This is a genomic window from Psychrobacillus sp. AK 1817 (assembly GCF_008807035.1).
In the GTDB taxonomy this organism is placed as follows: Bacteria; Bacillota; Bacilli; order Bacillales_A; family Planococcaceae; genus Psychrobacillus; species Psychrobacillus faecigallinarum.
In genome coordinates, this window is the sequence record NZ_CP031739.1 from 3325650 (window position 1) to 3346361 (window position 20712).

Genomic DNA, 20712 nt, shown 5'->3' on the forward strand with positions numbered 1-20712 from the left:
TTATCCATCCTCCCCTTTGGTTAAGTATTGTATGACATAGCCTACTCCTAAGCCTATCAATACCCCTGGAAACGCAGCATCGAAAACTAAACCAACTCCTGCACCTATAATAACGCAACCGTAAATAATGATGTCCCCTTGTTTCATCAAATCTCCTCCAATCCTCCTTAATTATATAAAATGACGTTACGTCAGTTTCAAGTATTTTAAGAGAAAATTTAAATAGTTGTAAATGACCCAACGTCATCTTGTAAGGTGGTTCTAAATAGATTGGAGGGTAATAGATGAAAAAGTTATCATTAACAGGAATTATTATCTTAGTACTTCTTATTTTGAGTGCTTGTTTTAAAGAAGAGGGAACGGAAGATTACGAAAGTAGAGAACTGGACAATATAAGGAGTATTGAAATTGATTATGGAAGCACAGATATTACTTTGGAATCAGTTGAAACAGATTCATTAGAAGTGATGCTAATGCTGAAAGACAATGGACCGGGTATCCGTTTAGAGGAGAAGGAAGAAAAGCTATTGATAAGTGTACGTAGTGATATTACTCGTCTATTAAAAATAAATAAAATGCCTAAGCTTCATATAAAAATCCCTTCAGAATATAAAGGGGACATTATATTTAAAGGGTCTTCAGGAAAATTGAGAGGGGAGAACTTAACCTTATCCGCCGATCATTTAGAGGTGAATGGGAGCAGTGGAGGTGTTAGTCTGGATTTTCAAGATTTTCAAAGCAATCTCTTTGTAAAAGCTACAAGCGGTAATATAGACATTAAGTTGGACGATGCTAATCCTGATGTAGCTTGGCTTGTTCAATCTAATAGTGGTAATAGGAATCTAAGCAAAATGTTTATTGAGAAAGAAAAAGAGAAACAAGAAACAAAAGGAGTATTAGGAAGTGGAAAATATCTTATAGAATTGAAAACTTCCTCAGGAAATATACGGCTAGAGTAAAAAAGGATAATGTAATTGCCATAAAAAACTACCGCCTTAAGTTGGTGGTAGTTTAAACATCTGTAATTTTAAAATAATCTATTTCGAGGGGGTTTACAGCTAAAGTTGCTTTGGAAGCGCATATAATTGTGCATTAAACGGGCATGCCTCCCCGATTCGGTATGACGATTAACAAGTGGACGGAGTCTTTCTATAAATTCGCGATCACATTCACATTGACTTCGCCCACTTTCATAGCAAAAGTCGTGCATCATACATGTAGCATCTACTTCGTTTACTGGTGCTCCAGGTCCGCTGCAACCAGGGCCACACCAATTATAGCCAGGAACGCAAAAGCCGCGTTTTCTTTTTCTTCTTTGTCGCAAACTAACACCCCCTTCCCTTTATTAGCTAGGGTATTCTCAGTTTTATTTACGAACAAGTACAAGCACCTAGCTGTCCAAGTTTATTTATATTCTAAGAAAAGCGCAGGCACCTATGTCTGCCCCGACTAGCAAATGGAGGAAAGCGAGGAGGCGGCTCCCCAGCCACCAGAGCTTTTTTTCATTTGACCTCGACGGAGACAATAAATATATACAATAAAGTATTGCGATGTTATCTGTTTAAAAAAAGCAGCCCTAAGAAAGGCTGCTGTATCGTTTAATAGTATTAAGTTAAATATGGAAGTTTTTTAAATAACGAATATTGAATAATTGCGTCTGCTTCAGTTTTAGTTACTGTATTTGAAAAGCCGTTATGGTGTCCATTCTTGAAAATTAATGCTATGCCGTTATACAAGTCATCTAAAGTCATGAGAAATATAGTATTCTCATTTCTCTTGTCTATTAGTTTCAGCGTTTCTCCAGTGAGTAAAAGACGAGCTGCCCATTCATCTTGATATATCCCAGCAGGCTTTTCCACCCACTGTGCCTGTTCCTCTTTATGTATAACCCATTGGCCCCCTTCTAACACAGCATTCATTATATTTTCGATATACTCCTCAGTGATTGAAACAGTTACTTCTAGTTCCTTCACTTGCTCTGAAAATATTTGATCCATTATCTTTCCCCCTTATCATAAATTCCCTTCCCATTTAATTTACTATTAATTCATAGAAACTTTAATAATCCAAATCATGGAAAATGGGATATTTAATTAGAGTAAGAGAGAAGTTTATAGCATTTGCTTGGTTTTAAGCTATTAATATTTTAATTAAGATAATAATTATTTCTTTCGAAAAGATTTCAATTCAAACTTTTTTCCTACAGTTGAACTTATTATTTTTCCCTATCTAGAAGAAATTACTAAGAATCGAACCGGCTTGTCCGTGAGGTTGTACCAATAATGTAATAGATTGGCATCAAACATCGTGGAGCCCTGTTCCTTCAATTCTTCTTCCTTGCCATCTACTACTACAGTTAATGTTCCTTCCACAACAAAAAGAAACTCGTGACCACTATGTGAAAAGGCATTTCCTTTGTCTTCCCCTGGTTGAAGAGTCACTAATATAGGGGTGTATGAAGCATCCTGTAAACCATTAGATAAATCCTTGTAATAAAACTGCTGTCTTATTTCAGCTAATTGATCGTTGGATGAGACATCTGAAAAGAAAACGGTTGGATTGACTTTTAGCGCATCTGCTATTTTTTTTAGGGATTCTAAAGTTACACTAGATTTTCCTCTTTCAACTTGAGAGAGGAAGCTAATCGAAACCTCTGTTAGTTCTGCGAGTTCTTTCAAGGTGAGCTTACGTTCTTTTCTTAAATCTTTTAAAATGGTTCCTATTGAATTAGAAGACATATGTATCTCTCCTTTTTTTCTCTATTAACCATCATACCTATTAAATGGAAATGCCTCAACGGTAGCTATATTAAATTTATATTGACAGAAAATTAAAAACTATTAAAATGAAACTGAGGGAGAAATTAAAGTATCACTTCAATTTTAGAAAGGGAGATGTAAATGGATCCAAAACAAATGAGAAAGGTCTGGATTGCTAGCTTAGTAGGAAGTTCAATTGAATGGTTTGATTACTTTCTATATGGGACAGTGGCTGCCCTTGTTTTTAATCAGCTATTTTTCGTAACAGAGGAACCAACTGTAGGGTTATTGCTCTCATATGCATCATTTGCTTTAGCATTTTTTATCCGTCCATTCGGGGAATCATATTCAGTCATATTGGTGATCGGATTGGTAGAAAGAAAACCTTAGTTATTACACTGAGTTTAATGGGAGTTGCAACGTTTGGTATGGGATTATTACCAACGTATCAGGCAATCGGAGTATGGGCTCCAATTCTTTTAATCACGCTACGATTAATCCAAGGGTTAGGTATTGGAGGAGAGTGGGGTGGTGCACTCCTACTAGCTGTTGAATATGCACCAAAAGAAAAACGTGGTTTATACGGAGCAATCCCACAAATGGGAGTAACAATCGGTATGGTAATGGGGACAGTTGCATTATCAATTATGACTCTACTTCCAGAAGGTTCCTTTATGACTTGGGGTTGGCGAGTTCCGTTTATCATGAGCGCTTTGTTAGTTATTTTTGGATTATGGATTCGTAAAGGAATTGAAGAAACACCTTCGTTTAAAAGGGTACAAAAGTCTGGAGAGATTCCAAAACTACCGATTGCAGATACGCTAAAATATCATTGGAAAGAGGTTATTATAGCTGTAGGAGCCAAGGTAGTTGAAACAGCACCATTCTATATTTTTGGAACTTTTGTTGTTTCTTATGCTACTGCTGAACTTGGCTTCTCTCGAACTGCGGTATTAAATACTGTAATGGTTGCCACAATAATCACCACTATCCTTATACCGATAATGGGAAGTCTCTCAGATAAAATTGGTCGTAAGAAGATTTATGTAGCAGGAACAATTGGGATGATTTTGTTTGCTTTCCCTTATTTCTGGATGCTTCAGCAGCAATCGCTTGTGTTATTGGTTGTGGCTACAGTAGTTGGACTTGGAATCATCTGGGCGCCAATTACTGCAGTGCTCGGGACGATGTTCTCGGAAATCTTTGATGCAAAAGTACGTTACACGGGAATCACATTAGGTTATCAAATTGGGGCAGCTTTAGCAGGGGGTACAGCACCGTTAGTAGCGACAAGTCTCATGCTTCAATTTGACGGTTCCTATGTCCCAGTAGCATTCTATATTATCTTCACGGCTGTTATTTCTTTATTAGCAATTTGGGCAGTTAAGGATAGAAGCCAGCAGAATTTAGATGATGTGACGACAATACAAGATGATACAGCAGTAACAAAGACAGCTAAAAAAGAATTAAGTAAAGTGTAATTCGCATGTACATAAAGCTCGTCTTACACTATGGTGGCAAGACGAGTTTTTATTTTGAAGGAGGTTCTTACAATGTTAGTGATAAATGAAAAAGAAATAATGCATACATATAAAATGCAGGATGCGATAAGGGATGTCAAAGATGTCCTAAAAGCAAAGGCAGCGAATAAAATAGCAAATCCACATAGAACAGTAATTGAATTTCCACAACACGAAGCTTCCGCTTTATATATGCCAAGCGCCGATTTAGTTGGGGAGGTTACAGCAGTGAAGGTAGTCACTATCTTCCCGAATAATCCAGTACAAGGGAAGCCCACTACACAGGGGGTTGTTTTACTTTCAGATGCAAAAAATGGAGAACACTTGGCAATGCTAAACGCCTCCTATTTAACAAGGCTTAGAACTGGAGCACTTAGCGGTATTGCCACAGATTACCTTGCTAAAAAGGATTCAAAGGTATTAACAGTAATTGGGACAGGAGCGATGGCCTTTGAACAAGTGCTTGCAGTGCTTGCTGTTCGTAGCATCGAGCGTATTATTCTAGTCAATAGAACTTCCTCAAAAGCAGAAAGGTTTGGTCAAAAGCTAGCAGACTTTGGAGTCAACATTCCATATGAGGTGTTTGTGGATGTATCTGCTGCAGTTAGTCAGGCAGATATTATCTGTTGTGCAACGAGATCTAATGAGCCGGTTTTCAATGGGAATGATTTAAAGCCAGGTACTCATATAAATGGAGTTGGCTCTTATTTGCCTCATATGCTTGAGATGGATGTAGCGACCATAACCAAGTCATCCAAAATAGTAGTAGATGATATTGCTGGCGTTAAGGATGAAGCAGGGGAACTTATGTATGCCGATAAGATTGGTAAATGGTCATTCGAAGAAGTTCATGGAGAAATTGGGAAGCTTGTGACGGGGGAATTGAATGGCCGAGAGCAGGAACAGGAAATAACTTTATTCAAATCAGTTGGTGCAGCATATTATGACTTAGCGGTGGCAAAAGGTGTCTATGTCAAAGCGAAGGCGCAGAAAATCGGAACGGAAATAGATGTATGAAAAGGAGTCCGAGTAGCAAAATATGCTATTCGGACTTTTTGAATTGACTTCTATTTTTTTACATGATAAAATTATCTCGAATTAAAGATATATTAATTAAAGATAAAAATACTGGAGGAGTATAATATGAATCACTTAAAAGGTATGCACCATGTAACAGCTATTACAAGTAGTGCAGAAGAAAATTATAAATTTTTTACGAATGTATTAGGGATGCGACTTGTTAAGAAAACAGTTAACCAGGACGACATTCAAACGTATCATTTGTTCTTTGCAGATGATGTAGGAGGAGCGGGAACAGATATGACATTCTTTGACTTCCCGGGGATTTCAAAAGGTTCCCACGGAACGAATGAGATTTATAAAACAGCCTTTCGCGTTCCAACTGATGCGTCCCTTGATTATTGGGTGAAGCGCTTTGATCGTCTAAACGTTAAGCATACTGGTATTCAAGAGCAGTTCGGAGTAAAGGTACTATCGTTTGTAGACTTTGACGACCAACAATACCAATTAATTTCCGACGAGTATAATAAAGGCGTAGAATCAGGCACTCCTTGGCAAAAGGGACCAATTCCATTAGAGCATGCCATTACTGGACTAGGTCCAATTCATATTCGTATTGCTCAATTTGACTATATGAAGGAAGTTTTGGAGAAAGTGTTACTTTTTAAGGAGATTGCTCAAGAGGGAGATATTCACTTGTTTGAGGTCGGAGAGGGTGGAAATGGAGCACAGGTCATTGTTGAAAAAAATGTTGTTCTCCCTCCAGGTCGTCAAGGCTTCGGAACAGTGCACCATGCCGCATTCCGCGTGGAAGACAGAGCAGTATTAGATGAGTGGACAGAGCGTATGGAAAGCTTTGGATTCCAGACTTCTGGTTTTGTAGATCGCTTTTTCTTCCAGTCTTTATATGCTAGAGTGGCAAATGGCATTTTATTTGAGTTTGCTACTGATGGGCCAGGCTTTATGGGTGACGAACCCTACGAAACCTTAGGAGAAAAACTTTCACTGCCACCATTCTTAGAGGCGAAGCGTGCTCAGATTGAAAGCATGGTAAGACCTATAGATACAGTAAGAAGTACCATTGAGTTTGTGAAGGAATAATGTAAAAAGTCCATTTCCTATTGGAAGTGGACTTTTTTAAACTAGAATATATATCGAGTGGAAGACATTACTCTACAAATTGGTAATGTCTTTTGTTTTGCCAATGAAATTGTTGAACGGTCATAAATTTTTCTATCCGGTTATAAAACCTTCGTGAACGGTCATAAATTTTTCTATCCGGTCATAAAACCTTCGTGAACGGTCATAAAAAATTTTATCCGGTCATAAAACTATTTTCATTGCAAATTACTTAATTTATTTGCCGATTTCCTAGTTATTTAGTTTTAAAATAGATGGTTCGTCAACCAACGTGGATGTGTTGAATAAAAACAAAACATCTTTAATATCATTATCAGACATATACTCATCAATGCTGCCATTATAATATCGAATGTCTATCACATGAATTTCTGGAACGTGTCTTGTAAGAAAAGGAATTACGTTATGCGCATAAGAGTCCTTAATGACTAGTAGCTTTTCTTGTTCAAGCTGTTGCAAGTCAAGGTCGGTTGTAAGCGTCATTAGAGCATGAACACCGCCAAGAAAATAGGAGTACTGATCCTTCTTGGCAAGAAAGCTTTTATCGTACATACTCGTCATCGTTTGATTTGTATCTGCGATATACGTGTTTGTAGACGTGGAATCACGAGGAATATAGACTTGGATATCATCTGGAGATAAACCAACAAACTGCCCTCTTGTATGATAGCTTCCTAAAAATGAATTGCTTACAGTTTGGATTAGGAAATCTTTTTTCGAAAGGAAATCCCACTTTTTCTGCTCTGCATACGCAACATATGCCAAATAAGCTCCATATGTCGTCCAATGATGATCCGTACGATAATAAATCGATTCCGAAGCATGCGGGCCTAGAAAATCAAAGCCATTCATAAAGGTTAAGCCTTTCCACATATGCTCACCGATATATTCATTTACCTTCTGTTGAGAATACGACGGTGCCAACCACGGTAAACGATCAGGATAAAGACCAATCGATGTTGGCGCTAGCATGAAAGTCATGTCTACTGTCGGGTGATTTGTGGCAAATTTATTTACTGAATCTATATATTGCTGAATCTTTGTATAATCAGGCTCTAAGAATTTTTCAAATAAATAGCCATCTTTCCCTTGATAGATTCCGTTATTCTCTTGCTGCAGCCGAGATTGTTCTGCAGCTGATTTTATGAATAACCATTTATCTCGAAATGGAAAGTGGTCTGTTACGAAACTCTCAGTCTCTTCTGCATATTGCTTAGATAATAAATTATCCCATGTAAGAAGCGGTGTAGCTTGTAAATATCTGTTCTCTAAATTCGAGAAACGTTCTTTAGGTAAAATAAAAAAGAAGAAAGCAAATAGAAACAGCGTTCCTACAAACCCTAAGACCAATAATTTCTCTGCATTCTTCTCCATGATTTCTACCTCCCTAAAAACGAAAATATAAGAATGGGTTAAAAGTTGCATCTACTAAATAGGAAACGGAAAGAAAAAATAGAAATCCGTACCAAACGAGATGTAAAAACGATAATTCATTCTTTCTTGACCATCGCTTCTTAGGTAAAGAGGCAATAATCAATATCAAAAGCAAAATTATATTTGTATAAAAAAAGTACAACGTGTCATTATTCCATAGCGCTTGGTGATTTAATCCCGCCATGGCACTCAAGTAACTAAGTATTAAAGAAGGCTGATCAAAAGCAAATAATACCCACCCTATGAGAATAAGAACTAGTGCGTACACATGTCTCGTCCAACGAGGTAAGCGGAAAAGTAGTTTTAATCCCCACCATTTCTCCATAAGGAGAATGACACCGAAATACAAACCCCATGCGATAAAATTCCAGCTAGCTCCATGCCAAAATCCCGTAAGCAGCCAAACGATGAGTATATTACGCATTTGAATGACTAAACCTCGACGATTGCCTCCAAGAGGAATGTAGACATATTCTCGAAACCAGCTACCCAAAGAGATATGCCATCTTCTCCAGAAGTCAGTTATACTTTGAGCAATATACGGCTTGTTGAAATTCTCGTTAAATCGAAAGCCAAACATAAGGCCAAGACCAATAGCCATGTCGGAATAACCGCTAAAATCAAAATATATTTGAAAGGCAAATGCAATAATACCAAGCCAAGCAGTTAATACAGTCAGTGAATCTGGATTGGTATTTGAAATGGTGCCCCAAAGCAATCCAATATTGTTAGCAAGTAACACCTTTTTTGCAAGCCCAATAGTGAATCGCCGAACGCCCTCCGCAAACATTTTGATATTCTCCGTTCGCTTATGGAGCTGTTCAGCAATCGTGCTATATTTCACGATTGGACCCGCAACTAATTGTGGAAATAAGGCAACGAACGTTCCAAAGTCAATCCAGTTTCGTTGTGCTTTAGCTGTCCCTCTATATACGTCTATGATGTAGGACATCGATTGGAACGTATAAAAGGAAATCCCTATGGGCAGAGGAAGGTCCGTTAAAGGAATACTTGTACCAAGTAACGTATTTACATTCTGGATAAGAAAATCAGCATATTTAAAATAAGATAACAGCGCCAGGTTAACTATAATAGAGCATGCGACAATCCATTTGCGTTTCAAAGAAGTCAAATTAGGTCTATCTAGTAACAACCCGAAGCTGTAATCCGTCAGAGTCGACACCAACATAATAACAATGTAAATCGGCTCTCCCCAAGCATAGAAGACAAGACTAGTTAAAAACAAAATCAGATTTCTAATCCGTCTTGGCGAACAATAGTAAAGTGCTAGAACGGCAGGCAGGAACAGGAATAAGAAAAGCAAGCTACTAAATACCATAGTGGCTTATTTTTGTTCAAAAAAGCTATCGTAGACTTTTAGAAGTTCGTCTGCATCTTCTGAGATGACTAATAATATATAGTTGCCTTTCGTAACAAGTTTATAGTTTTTGGCATTCTCATATTGGTCTGGAAGATACGTTTCGAATTGCTTTTGTACATTTTCTACTCTTTGTTTTATTGCTGATTCTACGTCAGGTACATCTTTAGCATCTTTTACTTTCAAAATTGCGATTTCATTTGTTTTTACGTTCATCATTGGTATTCTAATCGAATATTCTTCGAGCTTCTCAGGATCTAGGTTATATAAATCCTTTATTTGATCTGGTTCTAATTCCATTAGACTAGGTTGTTCAACTTTCTCCAACATTTTATCTGCCATTTCATTAGCAGATAGCTCCGGTTCTAGTGTAGAGGACTGATCTTTTGAACAGCCCGCGATTAATAATCCTAATACGATGGTTAACATAAGAAAACTCATTATCTTTTTCATGGTTATGTAAACTCCCTTTTATTATATTAATTTTGACGTCAATGCATTTAGACGTAAGGAGTTCATTTAAGTTACATAATTTTTTTAGTCAAGGTTAATTCATAGAGAAAGAAGACAAAATAAAAAGACCTAAGTCCAGTAGAATACTGAACTTAGGTCTTGGTAGTTGCTGTAACCTGTTAGTCTAACTTTTGGGTCACTGTAAGGTTAAATTTATAGAAGTTCCTTAAACTTTAAACGCTTATTTAATGCAAGCATTAATGGAATACCTATTGCCATCACGACAAATTCGCTTAGAGCAACAGTATACCAGGTGTATGAAAAGATAGAAGCAGGCCAGTCAAAATATAAATGAAGCTCAATGGCTATAATAAACATAGTGAAGGTAAATATAAGCGTGTTTATAATCATCCGCCAAAGATCACTCTTAATAAATTTTCCTACAAATATACTAATAGAAAGTGTAAGAATGGAATGACCAACACCAAAGGTTAGATCGTAGAGACCCATTGGTGAGAATAGATTTGTGATAAATACACCGATCACAATTCCAAAGAAATACTTTTTGTTGAACACAATAAGGTGATTAAACATTTCGGATATCCGAAATTGAAAAGCACCAAATGCAAAAGGCGCCACTAGCATAGATACAGCTACATATAAAGCTGCAATAACTCCACTTGTAGCCATCGTTTTAATCTTCATATTCATTTCTCCTTAGTTTTTTTACGTGGGAGGTTCTCGAACCACGTTATAATTAATCGAACAATCCATAATATTAGTCTAATAGAGGTAGGATGTCAAGAAGTCCCAATAGATTGATAGTTTGAAAAATAGTCTTATTTTTTATTGTGATTCCATTTCATAACTTCTACTTTTATAAAAAATACAAACAATAGAAGAGAGCACAATCATTTTTATACTTTAGGGTGAATAAAGAATAAGTGACTTCCACTCTAGTCGGACACTTTCCGCGATGGATTGTACCCCGTTTGTGATGTCTTTTCTGCCTCACTCATCCCGCAGGAATCACCGACGTGCACTCCAACAACAAAGTGACAAGCGTTCGTTTCTAGTGGATCAGGAAACCTGTATGAAGATAAATTAAAAAAGCTAGGTTATACTATAATAATGACTTAATTGACATCCCTTGAATTGCCACATACATTACGCACAATGTAAGGGTTAGTTTGGTTTGGTTAACTATTATAAACTAAAATTTAATTGATTTAACATGACATATATGTTAAAAAAGTAGAAGCATTTTATCCCGTAATGCATAATGAGAGGATTTGAATTTCAATATGAATGATAATTTTTGGCGTGATTTACCGCGACCATTTTTTGTACTAGCACCAATGGAAGATGTGACGGATGTTGTTTTTCGTCATGTAGTAAGTAAAGCTGGTAGACCGGATGTGTTTTTTACAGAGTTTACAAACACGGAGAGCTATTGTCATCCAGAGGGTCAGAAAAGTGTTCGAGGACGATTGATTTTTACAGAGGACGAACAGCCAATGGTTGCACATATATGGGGAGATAAGCCGGAACATTTCCGACAAATGAGTATTGGTATGGCCGAGTTAGGCTTTAAAGGCGTAGATATTAATATGGGCTGCCCGGTACCAAATGTGGCATCTAGAGGGAAGGGAAGCGGCCTTATCTTACGCCCGGATGTCGCTGCAGAAATTATACAAGCAGCAAAAGCGGGAGGTTTGCCTGTTAGTGTGAAGACAAGGATTGGTTACACGGAGGTAGAAGAGTGGCAGGATTGGCTAACACATATATTGAAACAAGACATTGCTAATCTTTCTATCCATCTGCGTACAAGAAAGGAAATGAGCCAAGTAGATGCGCATTGGGAGCTGATTCCAGAAATCAAGAAATTACGTGACCGAGTGGCACCAAATACGCTACTAACAATCAATGGAGACATTCCTGACCGACAAACTGGCCTTAAGCTCGTTGAACAATATGGGGTTGATGGGGTTATGATTGGGCGTGGTATTTTTAAAAATCCTTTTGCTTTCGAAAAAGAGCCGAAAGAACATAGTACTTCGGAATACCTTGATCTTCTAAGATTGCAACTGGATCTTCAAGATCAATATTCAGCAGAATTGCCACGTTCAATCACAGCTCTGCATCGCTTTTTCAAAATATATGTCAAAGGATTCCGAGGGGCAAGTGAATTAAGAAATCAATTGATGAACACAAAGTCAACTGATGAAGTGCGAGCATTGCTCAATAACTTTGAATCAAACAATGCTGATTGATGACAAATGGTAGAATGATATAACTACAAATAAATAACAACATACTACGCTGTTAAAGTACAGAAATGAATACGATAGCGAATACACCAGCATATGTATGCATTCATCTACACTTATCACTAAGTGGTTAAGTGAATTAGTTTAAAAAGAACGAATTTCCAAAGAGGAAATTCGTTCTTTTTTCTTTGAGTTGTAAGGTGATACACGGAATTATCTTAACTGAAGCTATGAGTTTAAAAAATAATCAGTTTTTTTAGAAAAAACAAACTTTAGTGGTCTGAGAGTCGTTTAATATAGTGAAAGGAGTTGCGAGCAGTTTGTCGATAAATGATTTAAGAGAGTTAATGCTTCAATATACAGAGCCATTAATACGCTTAGCTTATGGATACGTGAAGGATCTTCAAGCGGCAGAAGATATTGTACAAGAAATATTCATTAAGTTTTATCATCAGCAGAATAATTATGAAGAACGCGGTGAAATGAAGGCTTATCTAACAAAAATGACTGTTAACAAAAGCAAGGATTACTTGAAGAGTTGGGCGTATAAAAAAATTCTGCTTCAAAATAAATTTTTTCCACAAGAAGGTAAAGAGAGCAGGGATGAACTAGTTAGAAAAGATGAGCAAGCAATAATTGGAGACGCCATCCTTGGTTTGCCTTTAAAACATCGGGAGGTTCTCATTCATTTTTATTTTAATGAATGGTCCATTTCAGAAATAGCGCATGTTTTATCTCTCCCAGAAAGTACAGTAAAAACTCGCATAAGTCGTGGCAGAGAACTTTTAAGAAGGCAACTGAAAGAAATTGAATGGGAGGTGTTTTTAAATGAATGACTTTATTCCTCCAAAAATAAAAAATTTAACGGAAAGTAAGAAACGTGTCATACAAAATGTAGAAAGTGCGATTGAAAACAATTCAGGTTCAGTAAAAAATAAATGGCGGTATGTAGTAATAGCCACTATTCTAACCATGTCATTGATGATTTTTGTATTAAACGAAGTACGGACTGAAAATGTTCCTTCTACAGCTGAACAACATATTGGGTTGTCACAGCCCGCAATCTCCAATGAACAAGGTATGCTTTATCTACAGGGAATCACATTAGGTGATCCACAATCACAGGTTATTAAAATCTTTGGTGAAAATTATACTAAAGAACATGAGGACGGAAGTGGGTCTGATTACGTCATGGTTTACGAAGATAATATGAGATTCTATATTTATCAAGATAAAGTAGAACTGATTATATTTATGAAAGTAGATAAAAATTATTTCTATAAGTTATTTAATAATTATGATGGTTTTAAAGTTGGATCTTCTGATCTAGGTGACCATGATCGTTTTATATATTCTAAAGAGACTAATCACATATTAAAAGCAACTACATCAGTTCCAAATAAAGACCTCTATTTATATCTAACATATGCAGCACCAGAAATTATGGAAAATCCAGATTTTATTGAAGCAGAACGTATATTACAGGATTCCCCCGAATATGTAGCTAAAAATGAAGAAGAACTATCTATTCTGGATTCTGAAGCGGCATATGAAATGTGTAAGAGAGTGCTGACTGACTATTATAAAGCGGTATGGAACGGCTCGGATATTGAATTGGGTGCATTTATTGATAACGAAAATCTGAAACAGTATACGCAAAAGAAAATTCAATACCAATTTGACATGTATTCAACGAACGATCTGACTGATGATTCGGTGAAGAGTGTTGATATTGGCACTCGGGGAGCGGATTGGGAAGTGGAGTATACTGATGACGCAGATGGGGGGTTTCTCTATTTAAAATTACCTACGGAAATTAAAAATATTGTAGGTAGTTATGGTGAGCCCACTGAATTTCTCGTACGCAATGTAAACGGCAAATTAGTCATTGTTGATTGGTATACGGATGCAAAAGATAGTTATGATTTCATGGTACGTGGAGAAAATCTAACAATTGACAACCCGAATATTTGGAATGATAGTGAATGGGTTAATAAATTAAATAGTAAACAGATTGAATTTTCTGGCTCAATTCGATAGTTATTTACTGCTAACTTATCTAACAAAGTAGTCCAATATGAATCGTGCTATAAACTAATTTCACTTATTAAACAAAGGGTGCTTTAGTTAAACATGATCATTATTTCAATGGTCTATTTTTATAGTAATTGAGTTTATATTGGAATGCGTATGGACGTAATTTGATACTAGGAAGGAGAATGATAAAGAAACCAACTATAGAGTTTAAGAAGAAATTTAGTAAGTAAGTAGATAAATATCTTGATACTTTTAAATGTAATTTTCTATTTACAAGTTAATTTATAAAAGACACCTAATTCGATTTAGGTGTCTTTTTTTTATAATTCTACTTGTTGTAAAATTGAAGTTTAGTATTTTTTAATGTGGGCGAATGCACAGACGGTAAATCCTTACAAAGCATAACCTAAATCGAGATCAAAAGGAGGAAAAAATAATGACACAATTTAATTACGATCGATATGATGATGATGACTATGAATACGGTTATGACAGTTATGGGAGACGCCGCAGAAGACGACGCCCACGTTATCAATACCCGTTTTTCCCTATATTCCCGTTCTTTCCAATTTACCCACCATACCCACCATACTATCGTTATCCATACTACAACCCACCGTTCAACCGTCCTTATGGCTATTAATATATAAAATGTCTACTCACTAAAACTAGGACCGACAGAATTTTAAGTAAAAATACTGACGGTCCCGTTTCGTTTATTATGTGTTTTTATAAAAGTTAAAAGACATAAAATCCTTATGTTCTAAAGTTTCATAAAGTTTCATCGCGAAAGAAATTCTGTACGACATGCTGGTCCTCCTGATAGGTTTTCAGCGTATAGCCTTCCTTCTGGAGCCATTCAATAATGGATGGAAGTGCCTTTGTCGTCTGGCTTCGATCATGTAGTAGTACTATAATGTCTTGATCTCCAGATTTATATGCCTTCTCCACTTCTGTTTGAACATTTGTTATTATTTCTTTAAATTCCTCATCCTTGTATCTCCAATCGTTAGAGTCTACATCCCAATCCCATAGTTTATAATGCTGTTGTTTCAATTTTTCTTTCATAGGAGTAGTTAGATGTGGCTTACTGCCATAAGGTACACGTATAAGCTTAGAGCTGTGTCCAGTCATCTGATCAATGAGACTTACACCGCTATTAATCTCATCAATAAATGCTTGAGCATTTTTATATACCTTTTCTTTATCGTGGGTCATACTATGTGTTCCAATATAGTGCCCATCGCTAGCAACCGCCTTCACAATTGCCTCATTGTCTTTCATATGCTTTCCTAAAAAAAAGAATGTTCCATTGACATTATATTTCTTTAATATACTGTTATGGGTAGTCGTGAATTTGTTAGGACCATCATCAAAGGTTAGGTAAACGTTAGCTTTAGAGCTTGGAGCAGGTGCTGGAGTTGGAGCAGTCACCTTTTTTCGTTCTAATAATCTATTTATATGTTTTTCTACCACCTTGTGGTCTGAAGCAGCAATACTCAACGTTGGAAACGTTAGAGCGCTTATTAGCAACGATACACAGAAGAGCAATAAAAGCTTTCTCATAAAAATCACCTATTTTCTTCGAATTTTCCATGACTGCATTATTTATATATACTCAGTAGAGAGTCTATTTAGAAGAAAAAAGTGTATTTAATATAAGGAAGTGTTTATATGGAAGATGAACTTTTGAAGATATTTGATGAGGATAAAAATTTCGTAGGAGTAGCAACACGAGAGGAAATACATAAGCTGGGGCATTGGCATGAGACATTTACTGTTGGTTTATAGGGAGTGACCATGGTGAGAATTACATATATTTGCAACTTCGAAGTGATGCTAAAAAAGATTATCCCAGCCTATTGGATATTACAGCAGCCGGTCATATCCTATCCAATGAAACAGTGGAGGATGGCATCCGGGAAGTGGAGGAGGAGCTAGGTATTAAAGTTCCTTTTCATCAACTCAATTCTATAGGAGTTATTGGTTACACCATCATTTCAGATAAGCTAATTGATAGGGAATTTGCTCATACTTTTGTTTATAGAAGTTTTCCATCTTTAGATGAGTTCAACCCTCAATTAGAGGAAGTAGCAGGAATTGTCCGGACAGAATTTCGTGCTTTTGCAGACCTATGGAGGGGAAGAGAAGACGAAATAAAAGTTGAAGGAGTAAAATTTGATGATCAAGGTAATAGTAGTTCCTACATAAGAACTGTAGGAAAAGAAAGCTTTGTACCTCATCCTTCAGCTTATTTTGAAGCAATTATTAAGGGGATAGACGAATTGTTAGAGAGGGAGTAGTTTGGCTTTTTATAAATAAAAGGAGCCCATTGTTCAAATTAATGTTACAGTTAAATAGAAATTTTTAAAGATGAGAAGGAGAACAACATGATAGAAGTAAAAACATCTCCATTAAGTAATGGAGAATTCAATAGAGGGGTATTTGCTACGCGCGATATCAAAAAAGGAGAGCTTTTACATGAAGCACCTGTCATTGCCTATCCAAACGAACAGCATCAATACATTGAGCAAACTATAATAGGTGATTACGCTTTTGAGTATGGGATAGGTAAATCTGCCATTCTTTTAGGCTATGGAATGCTATTCAACCATTCGTATGAACCTAATGCTACATATGAGATTAATTTTAGAAATCACACATTTGACTTCTTTGCTTTTACGGATATTAAAGCCGGTGATGAGATTCTCATTAATTATAATGGTGATGTTGATGACAAAGATGAACTTTGGTTTAATAAGGAATCTTAAGAAATCCGTTAGAAATTAACTCAAATCAAAAATCAACCTTAATTAGTTCATAAAATGCCCATCCAGCTCTATGTGAAGTTGGATGGGCATTTGTAATTAGAAACCAAACAGTTGAAGTATAATCCAGCTAGAAGCGTAAAATACCATAAATTGTACTCCAGCACCAATACCTAAAATACGATTTAATAGACCACCAACAGTAGCAACAGTTAATGTTAGTACAATTCCTAAGAGTTGTGCTTCATGATAAGCCAGTAGACATGCCAGCCCAATAAACATAGCAACAATCGCTTCTTGACTAACATATTTTAAAACTAATACAGATGCTTTACGCGCATAATTCATAGAAAATGGATAAGCGATTAAAGAAGCAACAGTAATTCCTATTAGACCAAAAATAAAAAATTCCCATGAAGTTAAATAGGTATGCAAGTTATTAATAGGCTCTACTGTAAACACTGGTGGTGCATTGAATAACGGAGAAGCTGGTCCTAATGCCACTGGACTTAATGGAATACCAAATGCTATTAAAGGAATAATAGCTTCTGCGATATAAGTAGATTCGGTTACCCCATTCATAACTGTCAGACTTGTAGTTGATTTTTTGTAGGCACCCTTCGTTCGAGATCCGACTATTTCTCCCATTAACGATGTCATTCCTACAGGGCTAAATACAAATGTTAATGACGATAAAAATGTGGTGATAGAAGTAAATATGGTCTGTCTTCCTGTAAGTATTTTAAATGGATTTGGAAAATAACCTTTCCAGGACTTTGTTTCTGGTGCTAAATGATATTCATTGGCTTTATCTCTTTGAAGACTTTTTCGAGCACTAGAAGATGCTGCTATTAAAATATCAGATAACATAGGGCCAATCGCAATCCCTAAGAAAAAAGTAATCGATAGATGCTTATCTAATATGGAAAAACTTAATGTATCTAAACTCTTGATAAAAAATGCAAAAGGTATGATTAATAAAACACTGGCCCATTTACCCTTTGAAAAATAGGCAATCAAGAAAGCGGCTATTGTAAAAATTAGGCCAGAAGAAGATTTAAAGAAGTCGGCAAATTGACCCAAAAATTGTCCAAGCAAAACAGCAGTAGGTAATGCGATAAAGGCACCGATGATACCGCCAGAAATCATTTTACGTAAAGCTATATGAGGCATACCCATACGTCTTAAAGTATTCGCATGATCTATTAACGGTACGGCTGTTGTATCACCTGGAATTCCCATTAAAGCAGTGGGAACTGCGTGTGTGAGATGTTTGGATAAAACTGCTGCCATAAAGAATGCAAACACACCTTCGGGAGGGGCACCTAAAAGAATTACAAGCAATGTAATAGGGACCATAATTGCCGTTTCATCAGTCCCAGATATTAAACCAATTACGGAAAATACAATTGCTCCAAGTAAGGCAAATAAAAGTGCAACTAAATAAATACTCATTTGTGATCCTCCCTGTGAGCATTGTTAAAATTAGAGAGAACTCCGAGCTCTTCCAATTCCTTTTTAGTAACAGGATCTTGTTCTATTAAGCGCAATTCTTCTTCATAATCCAGTTGAAGGTCTTGAAAAACTTCTCTTAAATTTTCAGAAGATACCTCATCCTCCACAAGAATACGCTTAGGTCTAAATACGGCAGAATTAACGATTAATATTGTGACAGTACCTGCGATGCCTAACAAAAGAGAGTAAGAGTTGACCATTTGAGCTTCAGCAAATTTAGGGAAAATATATTGTCCTAATTTATATCCACCTAGACTAACAAAAACACTAAGAATAATAGAAAAAATGAGTTGTTTACCTGAGATGGTATCCCCTAATATCTCAACGAATTTCACATTGATGTGCTCATCTACTAAACTAGCCTTATTTTTATTGTCCATTCTAACCCTCCTTTTGAATTTCTTCAGTTATTTGCAAGATACGATCGTAACGTAAATCTTTTTCATTAACGGCTTTTTGAACTATTAAATCAATATTTTCTTTTCTTGCTCCTGCCATTACGGCTAGGTTTTTAGCATGAAGGCGCATATGACCAGTTTGAATTCCTTCTGCTGATAAAGCTCTTAAGCTGGCTGCATTTTCCGCTAAACCAACAGAAGCTATGATACCGGCCAGTTCAACAGCAGATGTTACATTCATTATTTTTAAAGCAGCTTTAGCTACTGGATGTGTTTTTGTAGCACCACCAATTATTCCAACTGCCATGGGAAGTTCTATAGAACCTACTAAATTTCCTTCCTCATTCATCTCCCATGTTGTTAAAGAACGATATCTTCCAGATCTGGCAGCATAAGAATGAGCGCCAGCTTCGACTGCTCTAGTATCGTTGCCAGTTGCTAGAACAACAGAGGTGATTCCATTCATTATCCCTTTATTATGAGTTGCGGCTCTATAAGGATCAGCATCAGCAAATTCGTAAGCGCTTACAATGTTTTTCACTACTTCAGGTCCTCCAAGAGACTCTGCAGAGAACACACCTCTTGCTCTAATTAAACGTTTATCCGCGAGGTTAGTAATTATTTTTAATACGACACGTCCTCCTGTAATTTTTTCTATTAGGGGAGAGACAGCCTCAGCCATTGTGTTAACCGCATTGGCTCCCATGGCATCTTTAGTGTCTACGATTAAATGTATTACAAGCATAGTTTCTCTTACTGTATTTATAAGATGAACCTCTAAATCCTTTGCTCCGCCTCCTAATTTTACTAATGTTGGATCTTGCAGATTACAGTTAGCTAGTATTTCTTCTTTATTCTCATAGATTCTGGCTTTAGCTCCGTGTGGATCTAATATATCCAGTACTTGAATTTGTCCCCGCATGATAGTTCCTGTCGAAGAAGTAAAGAACCCTCCTAAATCATAAGCAGCTCGAGCAGCATTACTTGCAGCAGCTATTACAGAAGGCTCTTCTGTAGCCATTGGGACAAAAACGTCGTTTCCATTTATTTTGAAATTAGCTGCTACTCCCAAGGGAATACTAAATTGACCGATAACATTTTCAACCATAGAATCAGCTAACGCCATAGGAAATGCTTTATTACCAGTGAGTATATTTGTTTCCTCATCTGTTAACCCCTTATTATGTATAACGATTTCTAACCTTTCTTCTAACGTTAATTGATAAAAACCCCTTATTCTAGAACTAGACATATAAAACTCCCCTTTCAATATACTTCCATTCAACAAAGTTGAATGGCATTATACTCAATGTATAATAATATATATCTTTTGTAAAGTTAATATGCTATTTGTTCTGAATTTTTATAATAATTTATTTCATTGGTTTTCAACGTAAACTGTTAAGACTGTTGTATGGCTTTTACTGTTTGAAAGAAAAATATGCGGCTTTTTCCCAGAGAAATATGCTGAGTCACCAGCTGTCATTTCATACTTTGTTCCATCGTAAAGTAGATGGATTGAACCTGTAAGGATGAAGATAAATTCATCGTTTTCATGTATGTAGGGTTCTATGTTTTCGGCTCCTGGTAAAACAGTTACGATAGTTGGGCTGATTATGCTCATATTTTTTTTGTTGGCAAGTAATTCATATTCATATCCGATCTCATTCTTCTCATCTATTGCTTCACGTTTATCTTTTCGAACAATAGATAACTCCCCATGTTCCTCTTGCTCGATAAACCAAGAAGTAGGACTATCAAGGGCTTTTGCTATGTTAGAAAGGGTTACTAGAGTTGGGGTAGTTAAGCCGTTTTCAATTTTTGATATATGACTCTTAGTAATCCCAGCTAAATCAGCTAAAACTTGTTGAGTCATTTTTTTCTTTGAGCGAACACTTTTTATTTTCTTTCCTATATCTTTACTATTCATATTAGGCACCTTCTCCTGGATTATAATGAAACTCTTTTTAAGTATAACAACTTAATATGAGAGGGCGTACCTATTAATTGAATTGTATAA

General features: G+C 36.3%; 21 protein-coding genes, 1 pseudogene and 1 riboswitch. Of the genes and pseudogenes, 9 read left to right on the forward strand and 13 right to left on the reverse strand.

Annotated features, from left to right (window positions below):
• On the reverse strand, nucleotides 1–147 hold the full coding sequence (locus D0S48_RS20720) for a hypothetical protein (protein WP_191697768.1): 147 nt from the start codon (nucleotides 145–147) through the stop codon (nucleotides 1–3).
• A gap of 137 nt (nucleotides 148–284) precedes the next feature.
• On the opposite strand from D0S48_RS20720, the gene D0S48_RS16575 reads away from it, so the two are divergent.
• Nucleotides 285–959 carry a DUF4097 family beta strand repeat-containing protein gene (locus tag D0S48_RS16575; protein WP_151112818.1) on the forward strand — a complete coding sequence of 225 codons (675 nt, stop codon included), beginning with the start codon at nucleotides 285–287 and terminating at the stop codon, nucleotides 957–959.
• A gap of 68 nt (nucleotides 960–1027) precedes the next feature.
• Here the strand turns inward: D0S48_RS16575 and D0S48_RS16580 are convergent, their stop codons facing one another.
• The 3 genes from D0S48_RS16580 to D0S48_RS16590 all read right to left on the reverse strand — a co-directional run bounded on the left by D0S48_RS16580 (nucleotide 1028) and on the right by D0S48_RS16590 (nucleotide 2738).
• On the reverse strand, nucleotides 1028–1324 hold the full coding sequence (locus D0S48_RS16580; protein WP_151112820.1) for a phospholipase: 297 nt from the start codon (nucleotides 1322–1324) through the stop codon (nucleotides 1028–1030).
• A gap of 283 nt (nucleotides 1325–1607) precedes the next feature.
• The gene (locus D0S48_RS16585) at nucleotides 1608–1997 is read right to left on the reverse strand and encodes a hypothetical protein (protein WP_151112822.1); all 390 of its coding nucleotides are present in this window, start codon (nucleotides 1995–1997) and stop codon (nucleotides 1608–1610) included.
• A 228-nt stretch (nucleotides 1998–2225) separates the two neighbouring features.
• On the reverse strand, nucleotides 2226–2738 hold the full coding sequence (locus D0S48_RS16590; RefSeq protein ID WP_151112824.1) for a helix-turn-helix domain-containing protein: 513 nt from the start codon (nucleotides 2736–2738) through the stop codon (nucleotides 2226–2228).
• A 162-nt stretch (nucleotides 2739–2900) separates the two neighbouring features.
• Between D0S48_RS16590 and D0S48_RS16595 the strand changes: the two are divergent.
• The 3 genes and pseudogenes from D0S48_RS16595 (at nucleotide 2901) to D0S48_RS16605 (ending at nucleotide 6400) form a co-directional block, all read left to right on the forward strand.
• Nucleotides 2901–4240, forward strand: a pseudogene (locus D0S48_RS16595) (MFS transporter).
• A gap of 72 nt (nucleotides 4241–4312) precedes the next feature.
• Nucleotides 4313–5296 carry an ornithine cyclodeaminase family protein gene (locus D0S48_RS16600; protein WP_151112826.1) on the forward strand — a complete coding sequence of 328 codons (984 nt, stop codon included), beginning with the start codon at nucleotides 4313–4315 and terminating at the stop codon, nucleotides 5294–5296.
• A gap of 126 nt (nucleotides 5297–5422) precedes the next feature.
• Nucleotides 5423–6400, forward strand: coding sequence for a ring-cleaving dioxygenase (locus D0S48_RS16605; protein ID WP_144541264.1), 978 nt, complete (start codon nucleotides 5423–5425; stop codon nucleotides 6398–6400).
• Between the two features lie 270 nt (nucleotides 6401–6670).
• On the opposite strand, the gene D0S48_RS16610 is transcribed toward D0S48_RS16605, so the two are convergent.
• The 4 genes from D0S48_RS16610 to D0S48_RS16625 form a co-directional block, all read right to left on the reverse strand.
• The gene (locus tag D0S48_RS16610; protein WP_151112828.1) at nucleotides 6671–7813 is read right to left on the reverse strand and encodes a DHHW family protein; all 1143 of its coding nucleotides are present in this window, start codon (nucleotides 7811–7813) and stop codon (nucleotides 6671–6673) included.
• 13 nt (nucleotides 7814–7826) lie between these two features.
• Nucleotides 7827–9212, reverse strand: coding sequence for an MBOAT family O-acyltransferase (locus D0S48_RS16615; protein WP_151112830.1), 1386 nt, complete (start codon nucleotides 9210–9212; stop codon nucleotides 7827–7829).
• A 6-nt stretch (nucleotides 9213–9218) separates the two neighbouring features.
• Nucleotides 9219–9704 carry a DUF4358 domain-containing protein gene (locus tag D0S48_RS16620; RefSeq protein WP_151112832.1) on the reverse strand — a complete coding sequence of 162 codons (486 nt, stop codon included), beginning with the start codon at nucleotides 9702–9704 and terminating at the stop codon, nucleotides 9219–9221.
• Between the two features lie 213 nt (nucleotides 9705–9917).
• Nucleotides 9918–10409, reverse strand: a complete 492-nt coding sequence (locus D0S48_RS16625) for a QueT transporter family protein (protein ID WP_151112834.1) — start codon at nucleotides 10407–10409, stop codon at nucleotides 9918–9920.
• Between the two features lie 6 nt (nucleotides 10410–10415).
• Nucleotides 10416–10460, reverse strand: a riboswitch (PreQ1 riboswitch).
• 548 nt (nucleotides 10461–11008) lie between these two features.
• Here D0S48_RS16625 and D0S48_RS16630 point away from each other — a divergent pair.
• The 3 genes from D0S48_RS16630 to D0S48_RS20725 all read left to right on the forward strand — a co-directional run bounded on the left by D0S48_RS16630 (nucleotide 11009) and on the right by D0S48_RS20725 (nucleotide 14014).
• Entirely contained in the window at nucleotides 11009–11977 is a 969-nt protein-coding gene (locus D0S48_RS16630) for a tRNA dihydrouridine synthase (RefSeq protein ID WP_144541254.1), read from the forward strand.
• A gap of 317 nt (nucleotides 11978–12294) precedes the next feature.
• Nucleotides 12295–12810, forward strand: coding sequence for a sigma-70 family RNA polymerase sigma factor (locus D0S48_RS16635; protein WP_151112836.1), 516 nt, complete (start codon nucleotides 12295–12297; stop codon nucleotides 12808–12810).
• The gene (locus D0S48_RS20725; RefSeq protein WP_191963822.1) at nucleotides 12803–14014 is read left to right on the forward strand and encodes a hypothetical protein; all 1212 of its coding nucleotides are present in this window, start codon (nucleotides 12803–12805) and stop codon (nucleotides 14012–14014) included. The genes D0S48_RS16635 and D0S48_RS20725 overlap by 8 nt, the downstream gene beginning before the upstream one ends.
• Nucleotides 14015–14782: 768 nt before the next feature.
• On the opposite strand, the gene D0S48_RS16650 is transcribed toward D0S48_RS20725, so the two are convergent.
• Nucleotides 14783–15577 (reverse strand): polysaccharide deacetylase family protein, encoded by a 795-nt coding sequence (locus D0S48_RS16650; protein ID WP_151112840.1) that lies wholly within the window; start codon nucleotides 15575–15577, stop codon nucleotides 14783–14785.
• Between the two features lie 254 nt (nucleotides 15578–15831).
• Between D0S48_RS16650 and D0S48_RS16655 the strand changes: the two genes are divergently transcribed.
• Nucleotides 15832–16314 carry an NUDIX hydrolase gene (locus D0S48_RS16655; protein WP_255475365.1) on the forward strand — a complete coding sequence of 161 codons (483 nt, stop codon included), beginning with the start codon at nucleotides 15832–15834 and terminating at the stop codon, nucleotides 16312–16314.
• An 87-nt stretch (nucleotides 16315–16401) separates the two neighbouring features.
• Nucleotides 16402–16782, forward strand: coding sequence for an SET domain-containing protein (locus D0S48_RS16660; RefSeq protein ID WP_144541244.1), 381 nt, complete (start codon nucleotides 16402–16404; stop codon nucleotides 16780–16782).
• A 96-nt stretch (nucleotides 16783–16878) separates the two neighbouring features.
• On the opposite strand, the gene D0S48_RS16665 is transcribed toward D0S48_RS16660, so the two are convergent.
• The 4 genes from D0S48_RS16665 to D0S48_RS16680 all read right to left on the reverse strand — a co-directional run bounded on the left by D0S48_RS16665 (nucleotide 16879) and on the right by D0S48_RS16680 (nucleotide 20622).
• Nucleotides 16879–18234, reverse strand: coding sequence for a tripartite tricarboxylate transporter permease (locus D0S48_RS16665; RefSeq protein WP_144541242.1), 1356 nt, complete (start codon nucleotides 18232–18234; stop codon nucleotides 16879–16881).
• Nucleotides 18231–18674, reverse strand: a complete 444-nt coding sequence (locus D0S48_RS16670) for a hypothetical protein (RefSeq protein ID WP_144541240.1) — start codon at nucleotides 18672–18674, stop codon at nucleotides 18231–18233. Before D0S48_RS16670 ends, D0S48_RS16665 begins: the two co-directional genes overlap by 4 nt.
• Before the next feature lies 1 nt (nucleotide 18675).
• Complete coding sequence (locus tag D0S48_RS16675) at nucleotides 18676–19944, reverse strand: hydroxymethylglutaryl-CoA reductase, degradative (protein ID WP_151112842.1); 1269 nt, start codon at nucleotides 19942–19944, stop codon at nucleotides 18676–18678.
• A gap of 126 nt (nucleotides 19945–20070) precedes the next feature.
• A complete protein-coding gene (locus D0S48_RS16680) occupies nucleotides 20071–20622 on the reverse strand; it encodes a helix-turn-helix domain-containing protein (RefSeq protein ID WP_144541236.1) in 552 nt (183 codons plus the stop codon).
• Nucleotides 20623–20712: the final 90 nt, after the last annotated feature.